This is a genomic window from Tardiphaga sp. (assembly GCF_028290495.1).
GTDB lineage: Bacteria > Pseudomonadota > Alphaproteobacteria > Rhizobiales > Xanthobacteraceae > Tardiphaga.
This window is the reverse complement of record NZ_JAQGJT010000139.1, coordinates 40,809-54,642: the sequence shown is the minus strand read 5'-3', so window position 1 is coordinate 54,642 and position 13,834 is coordinate 40,809. Positions and strand designations below refer to the sequence as shown.

General features: G+C 64.4%; 12 protein-coding genes. 5 read left to right on the top strand and 7 right to left on the bottom strand.

What is annotated here, in order from left to right; all coding sequences use genetic code 11:
- Positions 1 to 3 precede the first annotated feature (3 nt).
- Entirely contained in the window at positions 4 to 1,035 is a 1,032-nt protein-coding gene (locus tag JWQ24_RS21465; protein ID WP_299812352.1) for a putative sulfate exporter family transporter, read from the top strand.
- A 117-nt stretch (positions 1,036 to 1,152) separates the two neighbouring features.
- Here JWQ24_RS21465 and JWQ24_RS21460 read toward each other — a convergent pair whose 3' ends face one another.
- The 5 genes from JWQ24_RS21460 to JWQ24_RS21440 form a co-directional block, all read right to left on the bottom strand.
- Positions 1,153 to 4,308, bottom strand: coding sequence for a multidrug efflux RND transporter permease subunit (locus tag JWQ24_RS21460; RefSeq protein ID WP_299812350.1), 3,156 nt, complete (start codon positions 4,306 to 4,308; stop codon positions 1,153 to 1,155).
- A gap of 10 nt (positions 4,309 to 4,318) precedes the next feature.
- Complete coding sequence (locus JWQ24_RS21455; protein WP_299812348.1) at positions 4,319 to 5,530, bottom strand: efflux RND transporter periplasmic adaptor subunit; 1,212 nt, start codon at positions 5,528 to 5,530, stop codon at positions 4,319 to 4,321.
- Between the two features lie 186 nt (positions 5,531 to 5,716).
- Positions 5,717 to 6,778, bottom strand: coding sequence for a cyclopropane-fatty-acyl-phospholipid synthase family protein (locus JWQ24_RS21450; RefSeq protein WP_299812346.1), 1,062 nt, complete (start codon positions 6,776 to 6,778; stop codon positions 5,717 to 5,719).
- Complete coding sequence (locus JWQ24_RS21445) at positions 6,775 to 7,644, bottom strand: DUF1295 domain-containing protein (RefSeq protein ID WP_299812344.1); 870 nt, start codon at positions 7,642 to 7,644, stop codon at positions 6,775 to 6,777. The genes JWQ24_RS21450 and JWQ24_RS21445 overlap by 4 nt, the downstream gene beginning before the upstream one ends.
- Positions 7,625 to 7,825 carry a hypothetical protein gene (locus JWQ24_RS21440; protein ID WP_299812342.1) on the bottom strand — a complete coding sequence of 67 codons (201 nt, stop codon included), beginning with the start codon at positions 7,823 to 7,825 and terminating at the stop codon, positions 7,625 to 7,627. Before JWQ24_RS21440 ends, JWQ24_RS21445 begins: the two co-directional genes overlap by 20 nt.
- Between JWQ24_RS21440 and JWQ24_RS21435 the strand changes: the two genes are divergently transcribed.
- The 3 genes from JWQ24_RS21435 to JWQ24_RS21425 are packed head-to-tail and all read left to right on the top strand — an operon-like array spanning position 7,824 to position 10,301.
- On the top strand, positions 7,824 to 8,816 hold the full coding sequence (locus tag JWQ24_RS21435; protein WP_299812340.1) for a flagellar motor protein MotA: 993 nt from the start codon (positions 7,824 to 7,826) through the stop codon (positions 8,814 to 8,816). The two genes, JWQ24_RS21440 and JWQ24_RS21435, sit on opposite strands and share 2 nt — an antisense overlap.
- Position 8,817: 1 nt before the next feature.
- The gene (locus JWQ24_RS21430) at positions 8,818 to 9,849 is read left to right on the top strand and encodes a peptidoglycan -binding protein (RefSeq protein ID WP_299812339.1); all 1,032 of its coding nucleotides are present in this window, start codon (positions 8,818 to 8,820) and stop codon (positions 9,847 to 9,849) included.
- A gap of 2 nt (positions 9,850 to 9,851) precedes the next feature.
- Entirely contained in the window at positions 9,852 to 10,301 is a 450-nt protein-coding gene (locus tag JWQ24_RS21425; protein WP_299812338.1) for a GNAT family N-acetyltransferase, read from the top strand.
- 228 nt (positions 10,302 to 10,529) lie between these two features.
- On the opposite strand, the gene JWQ24_RS21420 is transcribed toward JWQ24_RS21425, so the two are convergent.
- Positions 10,530 to 12,389: an ABC transporter ATP-binding protein/permease gene (locus tag JWQ24_RS21420; RefSeq protein ID WP_299812336.1), complete on the bottom strand. Its 1,860-nt coding sequence runs from the start codon at positions 12,387 to 12,389 to the stop codon at positions 10,530 to 10,532.
- A 171-nt stretch (positions 12,390 to 12,560) separates the two neighbouring features.
- Between JWQ24_RS21420 and rpmE the strand changes: the two genes are divergently transcribed.
- Entirely contained in the window at positions 12,561 to 12,803 is a 243-nt protein-coding gene (gene rpmE / locus JWQ24_RS21415; RefSeq protein ID WP_299812334.1) for a 50S ribosomal protein L31, read from the top strand.
- 127 nt (positions 12,804 to 12,930) lie between these two features.
- Here the strand turns inward: rpmE and JWQ24_RS21410 are convergent, their stop codons facing one another.
- Positions 12,931 to 13,776: a MipA/OmpV family protein gene (locus JWQ24_RS21410; RefSeq protein WP_299812332.1), complete on the bottom strand. Its 846-nt coding sequence runs from the start codon at positions 13,774 to 13,776 to the stop codon at positions 12,931 to 12,933.
- Positions 13,777 to 13,834 lie beyond the last annotated feature (58 nt).

Below are 13,834 nucleotides of genomic sequence, written 5' to 3'. Positions count from 1 at the left end.
CAGGTGAGGCCGTTCCGTCTCGCCAGCCTGCCGGGCCTCGCGCTCTGCATTGGCGTTGCGATTTTCTCGATGCTACTCGAGAAGATCGAGGTCGCCCTGGTCGGCGAGCCCTACCTTGAGGCGCTTGTGCTGGCGATCCTGATCGGCGTCGCGCTGCGCACCGCTTGGGCGCCGGGGCCTCGCTGGCAGGATGGCATTGATTTTTCCGCCAGGCTCCTGCTCGAAATCGCCGTCGTGCTGCTCGGCGCCGCGCTCAGCGTGCACACCGTGCTGGCGCTTGGCCCGCTCCTGCTGGTCGGCATCGTCGTCGTGGTGGTCTTCGCGATCGCCAGCAGCTACGCGATCTGCCGCGCGCTCGGCCTGCGGCAGAAAATGGCGATCCTGATCGCCTGCGGCAATTCGATCTGCGGCAATTCTGCGATCGCCGCCGTGGCCCCCGTGATCGGCGCCGACAGCGACGACGTCGCCTCCTCGATCGCCTTTACGGCGGTGCTTGGCGTCGTCGTGGTGCTGCTGTTGCCGCTGCTCGTGCCGCTGCTGCAGCTGTCACTGACGCAATACGGCGTACTGGCGGGCCTCACCGTCTATGCGGTGCCGCAAGTGCTGGCGGCCACGCTGCCGATCGGCGCGCTCAGCAACCAGATCGGCACCGTGGTGAAGCTGGTGCGCGTCCTGATGCTGGGTCCGGTGGTGTTCATTCTCTCCCTCGTCGCGCGGCGTCTGCAGGACGACAAGGGTGCGCCCGGTGGCAAGCCGCCGAAACTGGCGATCCATCAATTGCTGCCGTGGTTCATCATCGGCTTCCTGCTGGTCGCGGCTGTGCGTTCCCTCGGATTCATTCCGGAGGCGCTGATCAAGCCGATCGCGACCTTTGCCAGCGTCCTCACCACCATCTCGATGGCCGGCCTCGGACTCGGCGTCGATGTCCGCGTCGTGGCGAAGGCCGGCCTTCCTGTGACCATCGCAGTAACGCTGTCGTTGATCGTACTGGCGCTGATCAGCTACGGCGTGATTCTGGCGGCGGGCGTAGCGTAACACGCAGCGTCATCCTGAAGAGCCGCGCTTGGCGCTGCGTCTCGAAGGATGACGGCGGAGCTCACGCCCACATGGTTCGAGACGCGCCAGATGCGCTCCTCACCATGAGGGGCTACACTACGAATGCGCGACCGTCGGATGCCCCGCCGGCTCGTCCTGTGGGGCTTGTTCGGGCTGCTCCTTGTCCGGCGAGAACAGCCGCTGGATCGAGACGAAGAACACCGGCACCATCAACAGCGCCAGGATCACCACCGCGATCATGCCGCCGGTGACCGAGGTGCCGAGCGCCTGCTGGCTCTGGCCACCGGCGCCGTTGGCGATCACCATCGGCAGCACGCCGCAGATGAAAGCGAGGCCCGTCATCACGATCGGGCGGAAGCGCAGGAAGCAGGCTTCCATCGTGGCGTCCACCAGCGACTTGCCCCCCGCGCGCAGATCCTTGGCGAACTCGATGATCAGAATCGCATTCTTGGCCGCGAGCCCGATGATCGTGATCAGACCCACCGTGAAGTACACGTCATTCGGCAGGCCGCGCAGCGTCGCGGCCAGCACGGCGCCGCAGATGCCGAGCGGCACCGTCATCAGCACCGCCAGCGGGATCGTCCAGCTCTCGTAGAGCGCGGCGAGCACCAGGAACACCACCAGCGCGGACAGGCCCAGCAACAACGGCGCCTGCGAGCCCGACAGTTTTTCCTGCAGTGACTGGCCGGTCCATTCGAAACCGAAACCGCGCGGCAGCAGGCCCGCCAGCCGCTCCATCTCCGAGATGGCGTCGCCCGACGTGAAGCCCGGCCGCGCCTCGCCGGAGATGCGCACCGCCGGATAGAAATTGAAGCCGGTGATCTGCGTCGGCCCCTTGGCCCATTCCACGGTGGCGAAGGACGAGAACGGCACCAGCTGTCCGCGGCTGTTCTTGACGTTGTAGTTCAGGATGTCGGTGGCGTTCATCCGGTTGGCGGCTTCCGACTGCACCACGACGCGCTGCATGCGGCCGCGGTTCGGGAAGTCGTTGATGTAGTTCGAACCGAGATTGGTCGAGATGGTGGCGTTGATGTCCTCGAAGGTGACCCCGAACGCGCCAGCCTTTTCGCGGTCGATCATCAGATTGACCAGTGGCGCCGGCGGCAGGCCTTCGACGAACACCTTCTGCAGCACCGGGCTGGCATTGGCGTCCGCGATCAATTTGTCGGACGCGGCGTTGAGCGCGACGAAACCTTTCTGGCCGCGGTCCTGCAGGCGGAAGCTGAAGCCCGAAGAATTTCCGAGGTTGTCGATCGGCGGCGGCTGCAGCGCCGAGATCTTGGCGTCGCGGATCGACAGCAGTTCCTTGTTGATGTCGGCGACGATGGCGGCGGCGGAATCGCCGGGCGGGCGGGCCGCCCAGTCCTTCAGCGTGATGAAGGCCTGCGCGGTGTTCATGCCCTGGCCGAGAAAGCTGAAGCCGGTGAGGAACACGACGTTCTCAACGCCGGCGCGCTTGGCCAGATAGGCCTCGACCTTCTCGATCGCGCCTTCGGTACGGCTGAACGAGGAATCCGACGGCGTCTGCACGTCCGTGGTGATGAAGCCCTGATCGTCGATCGGCAGGAAGCCACCGGGCATCCGCATGAAGCCCCAGGTGAGACCGACCAGCAGCGCGACATAGACGATCAGCAATCGCCCGGTGCGCTTCAGCGACCAACCGACGGTCTTCGAGTAGCCGTCGCGGGTGGAGTCGAGCTTGCGGTTGAACCAGCCGAACACGCCCTTCTTGGCGTGGCCGTGGCCGGCCTTCACCGGCTTCAGGAAGGTGGCGCACAAAGCCGGGGTCAATGACAGCGCCAGCAGCGCGGAGAACGCAATTGAAGCCACCATCGTCACCGAGAATTGACGGTAGATGATGCCCACCGAGCCCGGAAAGAACGCCATCGGTACGAACACGCCGATCATCACCAGCGTGACGCCGATGATGGCCCCGGAGATCTGGCCCATCGCCTTCCTGGTGGCTTCTTTCGGCGGAAGCCCCTCCTCGCTCATGATACGTTCGACGTTCTCGACCACCACGATGGCGTCATCGACGAGAATACCCACCGCCAGCACCATGCCGAACATGGTCAGCATGTTGATCGAATAGCCGGCCATCAGCAGCATCGTGCAGGTGCCGAGCAAAGCGATCGGCACGACGATGGTCGGGATCAGTGTGTAGCGGAAGTTCTGCAGGAAGATGAACATCACGATGAAGACGAGGACGACCGCCTCGATCAGCGTCATCACGACCTTTTCGATCGAGGCCTTGACCACCGGTGTAACGTTGTAGGGAATGTCGTATGCGATGTTGGCCGGGAAGAAGTTCGACAGCTCCTTCATCTTGGCTTCGATGGCAGAGGCTGTGGCCAGCGCATTGCCCTTCGGCGACATCAGCACCGAGAGGCCGGCGGTCGGCTGGCCGTTGAGACGCGTGGTGAACTGGTAGCTGAGGCCGCCGATCTCGATGCGAGCGACGTCGCGCAGCCGCACGGTGGAGCCGTCGGCATTGGCGCGCAGAACGACGGCGCCGAATTCTTCCGGCGTGGAGAGCTGGCCCTTTACCAGCACCAGCGATGAGGTCTTGGTGGTCGCGGTGCTCGGCTCGGCGCCGACGCTGCCGGAGGCGACCTGCGCGTTTTGCGCAGTGATCGCCTTGTTGACGTCGTCCGATGTGAGATTGTAGCCGACCAGTTTGGCGGGATCGACCCAGACGCGCAGCGAACGCTCGGTGGAATACAGCGAGGCACGGCCGACGCCGGGAATGCGGCGGACTTCGCCGAGGATGTTGCGGATCATGAAGTCGCCGAGGCCGACTTCATCCATGCTACCGTCGGTGGAACGCAGTGTGATGATGTTCAGCACAGCGGCGGAGGCTTCCTCCACCAGGATGCCCTGCTGGATCACCGCGCGCGGCAGCCGCGCCTCGACGCGCTTCAGGCGGTTCTGCACTTCAACCGAGGCCTGGCTCGTATCAGTGCCAGGCACGAAGTTGGCGATGATCTCGACGGCGCCGAGCGAGTCGGAAGTCGATTCGAAATTGAGGATGCCGGCGGCGCCGTTCAGCTCTTCCTCGATCAGCCGTGTGACGCTGTTGTAGAGATTCTCGGGCGACGCGCCGGGGTAGCTCGTCGAGATCGAGATCGAGGGCGGCGCGATGATCGGATACTGCGCGATCGGCAACTGCGGAATCGCAATGAAGCCGAACAGACAAATGAACAGCGCCACGACCCAGGCGAAGATCGGCCTGTCGATGAAGAAATTAGCCATTTGTCAGATCTCAGGGCTTCGCTTGCGTGGTCTGGGTGTCGCCGGGAGGTGCGGAGCCTCCGGGCGCGCTGGCGGCTGCCCACGACAGCGGCTTGACCTTGTCGCCGGGCACGAATTTCTGGAAGCCCTCGACGACGACCTTCTCGCCGCCCTTCAGGCCCTCGGTGACGAACCACTGGCCGTCCTGTACCGCGCCCACGCGCACGACCTGCGTCGCGATACGGCCGTCATCCTTGACCACGAAGACTTCGCTGCCGCCGCCGCCGTTACGCTGCACGGCCTGCTGCGGCACCGAAATCGAATCGGTGTCGATGCCCTGCTCGATCTCGACGCGGACATACATGCCCGGCAGCAATTCGCGCTTCGGATTGGGAAACTCGCCGCGCAAGGTGACCTGGCCGGTGAAGGCGTCGACCTTGGCATCCGAAAACAGCAACTTGCCTGGCAGCGGATAGTGCGTGCCGTCGTCGAGCACCAGGCGGATCTTGGCGGCGCCCGGCGCGATGCGGTCGAGCTCGCCGCTATCGAAGGCGCGGCGCAGCGTGTTCAATTCCGACACCGACTGCGTGAAGTCGGCGTAGATCGGATCGAGCTGCTGGATACTCGCAAGATTGACGTTCTCGTTCTGCACCACGAGCGCGCCTTCGCTGACCAGAGCGGCACCGATGATGCCGCTGATCGGCGCGCGGATGGTGGCGTAATCGAGATTGAGCTTGGCGCGCGCGACGTCGGCCCTGCGGCCGGCAATCTCGGCGGCGGCCTGACGCATCGCGCCGACGGCCTTTTCGTTCTCGGCTTCGGAGACAGCCTTTTGGCCGGCCAGCGTCGCGATACGCGTAGCGTGCTGGGCCGCGAGATCATAGGCCGCAGTCGCCTTTTCGAGCGCGGCGTCGCTGGCTTGCAGCTCGACCTCGAACGGCTTCGGATCGATGCGGTACAACGGCTCGCCGGCCTTCACTTCGGCGCCCTGACGGAACAGGCGTTCGACGACGATGCCGGAGACGCGCGGACGCACATCGGCGACGCGGGTCGGTGCGATCCGGCCGGGCAATTCGCGGATCAGCGCGCGCAGCTGCGGCCGCACGGAGACAACGCTGACTTCAGATTCCACAACCTGCTCCGCCGCTACCGCCTTCTTGGGCTCGTTGCAGCCGGCAAGCAGTGGCGCAAGGCCTGCCAGCAGCAGCGCAAGGCCGGCGGAGCGTGCGTTCAATATCGTCATGGCGTCCATCGTTCCTGAATCGGGTCTCACAAAATTCGACGCACCACAGCGGCATTACCCCTGCGGTTGCTGAAATACTCTCGAACCTGTTTGATACTTCACGATAAATCGGCCACGCTGCAGCGCAACACATTTCGCGGCGGCTCATTGCCACAGCGCCGTACTTCCTTGATATTACAGCATGTTTTACCCATCACGCGATCGTGCTGGCGCGTGAGCCGAGGCAACAGCGGTCATCCGGTAGTGGCTGACACCCCACTCGCTACCGTCGCCGTAACCGAACAGGCCCGCGGTGGCGAGGAAGAACCAGCGCCAGCGCCGCATCCACAATGCAGTGTCGCGGCCGTAGACCGGGCGCAGGATACGTTCGATTGCCACACGGTTGCGGTCGAAATGATCGAGCCAGTCGAGCGCGGTCCGCTGGTAGTGCACGCCGCTCCAGCGCCACTCCTTCTCGACGGCGAACAGGTCGCCGTATTGCCGGATCAGGTGATGGCTCGGCATCACGCCGCCGGTGAAGAAGTGCTGCGCGATCCAGTCTTCCTCGTCGGCGCGATCGAACAGATAGGTGCCTGAGCGATGCGTAAAAATGTGCATGAAGAAGCGGCCATCCGGCGCCAGCCACGCGCGCACCCGATGGATCAGCTCGCGCCAGTTCATCATGTGCTCAAACATCTCGACCGAGACGATACGGTCGAACTTTTGCACGGGCGCGAACACGTTCATGTCCTGCGTGATCACGCGCAGATTGCAGATGCCGCGCGACGTTGCTTCAGCCTCGATATATTCGCGTTGCGAATTTGAATTGGACACCGCAGTGATGCGGGCTCCGGGAAACTGCCGAGCCATCGCCAGCGACAGCGAACCCCAGCCGCAGCCGAGTTCAAGGATCGCCTGCCCGTCCGCCAGATCTGCATGCTCTATCGTCTGACGCAGCGCCTCCTCCTCGGCCTCCTGCAAGATCGATTCCGGTTCCTTGTAGAAGCACGACGAGTATTTGCGGTTCGGCCCCAGCACCAGCGCGAAGAATGCCGCCGGCACTTCGTAGTGCTGTGCGTTCGCCGCGTCGGTATGTTCGGCGATGCTGCGCGCCGCCATCTCGCTGGCGAAAGCCGCATCGCTCACGGCGTCGCCCGACGCCAGCCGCGTCGCGGTGCGCGAGCAGAGCTGCTGGATGCCGGCGCGGATCATGGCGTCCGGCAGGGGCACGCGTTCGGCGGTGCCAATAATGCGAGAAACGAAACTCATCGGGTCGCCTCCTTCGTAACTTCCTTGTTCGTTTCCTTTTTCATTTTCTTTTTCATTTCCTTGGGTGGCAGCGGGAAGAACACGCTGGTGCGCGCCTGATAGGCCCGGTAGCCGTCGCCGCGCGAGCGCAGCATCTGCTCTTCCAGTGGCGGCACGCCGGTGACGTAACGCAGGATCCAGAACATGAAGAGCGGCGCCAGCAGCGTGGCGAAGCCCCAAGGATAAATTAGCGGATAGTCGAGCGAAAGCGCGATCACCGGATAGGCCAGCCAGCCGAACCATTCGAAGAAGTAGTTCGGATGCCGCGACCAGCGCCACAGGCCGGTGTCGCAGACACGGCCCTTGTTCGCGGGATCCGCGCGAAACACCTTGAGCTGCGAATCGGCCAATGCCTCTCCCGCGATGCCGGCGAACAGGATCAGCACACCGAGCGCATCCTGCAGACGCAGCGCGGAATCAGGAAACCGCGCAGCGACGAAGATCGCGAACACCAGCGGGATCGAGCCGAAACCCTGGTTCTGCAGGAACATGAACATCTTCTTCGGCGAATCGACGCCCCAATCCTTGGCAAACTCCGCGTAGCGTGGATCGTCGGTGATTTTTGCGGTACGCGCAGCGATATGCGAGCCGAGCCGCACCGACCAGATCACGACCAGCGTCGCGACCAGCCACTGCCTTGCATTCGGCGCTGCGCCCGCCACCGGCCACAGCGCGGCGCCTGCGCCGACCAGCCCCAGCGAGAATGTCCAGATCGTATCGACCCAGCCGGAATTGCCCGTGCGCTGCTGCACCAGCCAGGCCCCAGCCATCAGAACCGACAGGCAAAGTGCGATCGCGATCAGCGCCTCAAGATACAAAATCGTCATGGAAAGTCCCGATAAGCGGCTGAACGACCGCGCGTTTCACAAATACGCTGCAATTCAAGCCGGGTTTCAGCCGGAAGTTCCCGCGAAGACGCGAATCCGGCGGCAGCGATCTTTTCTTGTCGCCGCGCTGTGCCATATTGCGCATCTGATCCGTTCCTCGCACGCAGATGACCCAACCCATGGCGACTACTTCCCGCTCCGCGATGGAGATCGAACTGACCAAGCTGTCCTCACCCCGGATTTTCCTGGTGCGGATGCTGGTGTTCCTGGTGCTGTGCGCGCTGGTGATGACGGTGCTCTACAAGCAGATCATCACCGCCTTTTTCGCCAATCCCGGCCTCAACGCGCTGATCGGCGGCGTGCTGTTCATCGGCATCATCCTGTCGTTCCGGCAGGTGGTGCGGCTGTATCCCGAAGTATCGTGGGTCAACAATTTCCGGATTTCCGATCCCGGCCTCGCGCTCGATCGGCGCCCGACCCTGCTGGCGCCGATGGCGGCGATCCTCGGCGGCGAGCGCTCCGGGCGGATGTCTATCTCGCAGCAGACCATGCGGCATCTCCTGGACTCGATCGCGACCCGGCTCGACGAGGCCCGCGACATCTCGCGCTACATGACCGGCCTTTTGGTGTTCCTCGGCCTGCTCGGCACGTTCTGGGGCCTGATCGAAACCGTTGGCTCGGTCGGCAAGGTGATCGAGGGGCTGAAGGTCGGCGGCGATTCCGGTTCACTGTTCGACACGCTGAAGGAAGGCCTTGCCGCGCCGCTGGGCGGCATGGGCATCTCGTTCTCGTCGTCGCTGTTCGGCCTTGCCGGTTCGCTGATCCTCGGCTTCCTCGATTTGCAGTCCAGCCAGGCGCAGAACCGTTTCTATACTGACCTCGAAGACTGGCTCGCCTCCACCGTGAAGGAATATTCCGGCGAGAGTGCTGCGGGCGCCTCCGGCGACCTGCAGAACGCGATCGAGCGGCTGCGCCTGACGATGGAAGAAGGCGGCAACAACCGCGGCACCACCGCGGCGATGGCCAACCTCGCGGACGCCATCCAGAGCCTGGTGGCGCATATGCGCACCGAGCAGGAGATGATCCGCGAATGGGCCGACGGCCAGGGCGAGCAGAGCCGCGAAATCAAGAAGCTGCTGGAGCACATCGCCCGCCAGCCCGAGAAAAACTGACATGGCCCTCGCACGCGGACGCCGCAGTTCTTCGGAGTTCAACTACTGGCCCGGCTTCGTCGATGCGCTATCGACGCTGGTGCTGTCGATCGTGTTCCTGCTGTCGGTATTTCTCGTCGTGCAATTCTTCCTGTCCAACGAGATCTCCGGCAAGGACAAGGCGCTGGAGCAGCTCAACGCGCGGCTGGCGCAACTCAACGACCTCCTCTCGCTGGAGAAGCTCGGCAAGCTGAACCTCGACGACCAGCTGTCGCAGATGCGCGCAGGGCTAGCCTCAGCCGAAACAGAGCGCGACCGCGTCAAGGGCCTGTATGACGGCCTCGCCAATGCCGGCAACGACGCCGCCGGTCGCGCCACTGAACTCAACAAGGCGCTGGATTCCGAGAAGCAGTTGTCGGCGCGGGCTCAGGCGCTGGTCGAGGTGCTGAACCAGCAGATCTCGGCGCTGCGCCGCCAGCTCGCAGCCCTGGAAGAAGCGCTCGACGCCTCTGAGAAACGCGGTCAGGAATCGCAGACCCGGATCGCCGATCTCGGCCAGCGCCTCAACGTGGCGCTGGCGCAACGGGTGCAGGAACTGTCGCGCTATCGCTCGGAATTCTTCGGCCGGCTGCGCGCGATCCTCGGCAACCGGCCGGACATCCGCATCGTCGGCGACCGTTTCGTGTTCCAGTCGGAAGTATTCTTCGACACCGGACAAGCGCTGCTGCTGCCGGAAGGCAAGGCCGAACTCGACAAGGTCGCGACCGCACTGACCGAACTCGACAAGCAGATTCCCGCCGAAATCGCCTGGGTCATGCGGGTCGACGGCCACACCGACTCCCGGCCGATCCTCAATAGCCCGCTGTTCAAATCAAACTGGGAATTGTCGTCGGCGCGCGCGATCTCGGTGGTGCAGTATCTGGTCTCGCTTGGCGTGCCGCCGCAGCGCCTGCTCGCCGCCGGCTTCGCCGAATTCCAGCCGCTCGATGTCGCCACTACCGAAGAAGCCTATCGACGCAACCGCCGTATCGAGCTGAAGCTGACGGAGCGTTGATCTTGAGCACGCCGTATCAACTGCGACCATATCAGGACGTCGATGAGGACGCGTCGATCGCGCTGTGGCTGGAAACCTGGCGGCAGGCCTATCCCTCGATCAACTTCGACGCCCGCGTCGATTGGTGGCGCGAGCGCTGGCGGACCGAACTGGTGCCGCTGGCGCAGATTGTGGTTGCCGAGCAGGATGGCGCGCTGATCGGCTTTGTGACGATCGATGCCGCCGGCTATCTCGACCAGTTGGTGGTGAGCCCCGCGCAATGGGGCACGTCCGTGAGCAAGGCGCTGGTGGACGAAACCAAGCGGCTGTCGCCAGAAGGCGTGACGCTGAAGGTCAACGCCGATAACTTTCGCGCCATCCGGTTTTATGAGTGCAACGGGTTTGTGCAGGAGGGCGAGGAAGTGAATTCCTCGGGGCGGGCAGTGCTACTGATGGCTTGGAAAAACGCCTGAGCCGTCGTTGCGAGGAGCCCTTGCGACGAAGCAATCCAGTTCTTCACTTGCGACCTTCTGGATTGCTTCGCTGCGCTCGCAACGACGGCTGAACCCGCAGGGCCTTAATTGAAGCCGCGCCGCTTGCCGGTTCGTAGCCCGAATGAGCCTTTGCGACATCCAGGGTCGGCCCATCCGTTGAAACGCTGTCCCCGGATTCGCTTCGCTCCAACCGGGCTACGCGCCCGCTCACATCCCGAACTGCAGCCGCGCCAGCCGTGCATACAGCCCGCCGGCCGCGACCAGCGAGGCGTGCGTGCCGTGCTCGACGATGCGGCCGTGCTCCATCACCAGGATGCGGTCGCAGGACAATACGGTCGCGAGGCGATGCGCGATCACCAAAGTGGTGCGGTGCTTCATCAGTTCTTCCAGCGCGGTCTGCACCAGCGTTTCGGACTCTGCATCGAGCGCTGAGGTGGCTTCGTCGAGCAGCAGCAGCGGCGCGTCGCGCAGGATGGCCCGCGCAATGGCGATGCGCTGGCGCTGGCCGCCGGACAAGGTTACGCCGCGCTCGCCGAGTTGGGCGTCGAAGCCTTCCGGCAGGCGGGTAATGAACTCGGTGGCGTGCGCGAGGCTGGCAGCATGTTCGACCTCGGCGTCGGTGGCGTCGGGGCGGCCGAAGCGGATGTTCTCGCGGGCATTGGCGGCGAACACCACGGAATCCTGCGGCACCAATGCGATACGCTGGCGCAATTCGCGCGGATCGGTATCGCGCAGCGGCATGCCGTCGAACGAAATCACGCCGCTACGGGGATCGTAGAATCGTAGCAGCAGGTGAAACAGCGTGCTCTTGCACGCGCCGGAGGGACCGACGATCGCGACCTTCTCGCCGGACTTCACCGCCAGCGATACGCCGTCGACAGAGAGAATGTCGGGGCGGGTCGGATAGGCGAAGGTGACGTTGTCGAACGTGACATCGCCGCGCGCCGGCTGCGGCAGCGCGCGCGGCGATGCCGGGGCGACGATGGCGGATTTGACGTGCAGGATTTCGAACAGCCGCTCGGCGGCGCCCGACGCTGCGGAGACCTCGCCCCAGACTTCGCTGAGCTGGCCAAGGCTGGAGGCCGCGAACGCCGCGTACAGCACGAACTGGCCGAGCCGGCCCGGCGTCAGCGCGCCGACCAGCACGTCGTGCGAGCCGACCCAGAGGATACCGACCACGCTGGAGAACACGATAAAGATGATGATCGCGGTGAGCACCGCACGCGCCCGTGTCGTGCTGACGGCGGATTTATAGGACCGCTCGACGCCGGTGGCGAAGCGGTCGTTAGCGAGGCCCTCGTTGGTGTAGGCCTGCACGGTGCGAATCGCACCGACCAGTTCGCTGGCATAGGCCGAGGCGTCCGCCAGCGTATCCTGCGCGTCGCGCGACAGCCTGCGCACCCAGCGTCCGAATGCCACCAGCGGAATCACGATCAGCGGAATCGCCGCCAGCACGAAGCCGGACAGTTTCGGGCTCGAGATCACCATCATGGTGGCCGCGCCGAGGAACAGCACGATATTGCGCAGCGCGATCGACACGGAAGCGCCGACGGCGGACTTGATCTGGGTGGTGTCGGCGGTGAGGCGCGACACCAGTTCGCCAGAGCGCGCCGAATCGAAGAACGCAGGCGACAGCGCGGTGAGATGCGCGAACACGTCGCGGCGCAGGTCCGCGACGATGCGTTCGCCTATCGTCATCACCAGATAATATCGCGCGGCGCTGGCGCCGGCGAGTACGGCAACCACCGCGATCATCACGCTGAAATAGCTATTGATCAGGGCGATACCCTCGGGGCTGAAGCCGAAATCGATCATCCGGCGTACCGCGACCGGCACCACCAAAGTGGTCAGGGCCGCAATCGTCAGCGAGATCAGCGCCAGAATCACCCGAACCCGGTACCGCCCCACATAGGGCGCCAGCGCCATCAGCGGCCGGAGCTTCGCCCGGCCCGGCGCGGGAGCATCGACGACGGCATCGACCAGCGACGGTTCCGGCAGCACGGGTTCCGGCCGCGGGAGCGGCGGTTTCGGGGCGCTGGTCGCTTCAAGCTGTTCAATTGCACTCATGATCTCTCGCCGTCCTCAATGCCCGCTTCAGATAGGCCGGTGGCAGGCTGGTGGCAAATGACCACGATCCACCGAGGAGTCCTTGTCTTGGCTCAAGTCCTGCGATATAGACCGGCCAAATCCGCTCCTCTTACGCCGTGATGCAGGCGCGTACGCGCCGAAGGAATTGCCATGAAAGCCGATGTCCACCCCGATTATCACATGATTACGGTCGTCATGACCGACGGGACCGAGTTCCAGACCCGCTCGACCTGGGGCAAGCCCGGCGACAAGCTGAACCTGGACATCGACGCCAAGACCCATCCGGCGTGGACCGGCGGTAGCGCGCAGATGCTCGACCGCGGCGGTCGCGTTTCGCGCTTCCAGAAGAAGTTCTCCGGCTTCCTCAAGAAGGACGAAGCCGCTTCGGCTTGATCCCTCTGATTTTGCTACAAAAACGCCCCGCTTTAGCGGGGCGTTTTTCGTTATGGGGTGCTGTGTCGGCCGACTGAGCCTGCCCCCCGCGCTTCGGCGGGGGACGCAGGTCATATTTCCGAGTCGCCTACCTGACCTCGACATCGAACGAATAGGCCACCCCGATGCCGCCGGTGGTCTGGTTCGGGGTACCGCGCAGCCGCACCAGCGGGCTGTCAGCGGCCGCGCCCAGCAGGCGATCGAATTCCACATAGCTGCGCACTTCCCACTGCGGATTGAGCTGATAGCGCAATTGCGCGCCAGCGCCGACCGTGTGCGAGCCGCCGCCGGCGTCAAAGACCGGCAGGCCGGAGGCCAGCGATTCGGCTGCGCTGACGCCGAAATAGGTCGAAGCGTAGCCGGCATTCGTCACCGTGTAGCGCGGGCCGGCCGCGAAGGTCAGCCGTTCCGCCAGCGGCACGATCACATCGGCGGAGAAATCGGCGATGACGCCTTCATGGCCGCCAAAACCGCGACGGACCTCAGCGCGCAGCCGCAGCCAGTCGATCGCGAAATATTCCGCGAAACCGCCGAGCTCGACGGCGAAATCGACATCGCGCAGGCCGGTCAGTTCGGCATGGTCCGAGGATTTGCGCGAATGCTTGTATTTGCCGACCGGGCCGGCGCGGAACCCGTTGCCGGGATCGAAGATCGCGAAGCTGGCGCCATCGCGCATGCTGCGGAAACGCACCGGCGTGCCGGCACGGCGCAGCGAGAAGATCGGCACCGGGCTGAAGCGGACACTGTTGGCGCCTGCAAAGGACGGCTCCACCTCGCCGCCGAGGCCGACGGTGACGGTCCAGCCACCGACCGGCGACGGGATGAACGGCAGAATCACGGGCGGCGCCGGCAGCACGGCGACAGGTTGGGCATAAGCGGCAACCGAACAGGCCATCGCTGCAGCAACGGCCGCCAGAATTCGAGAAAAAGACATGTCACCCCGGAGTTCGAGCGGCAACTGGCCGCTCCCTACCCCGACATGACACATCGCG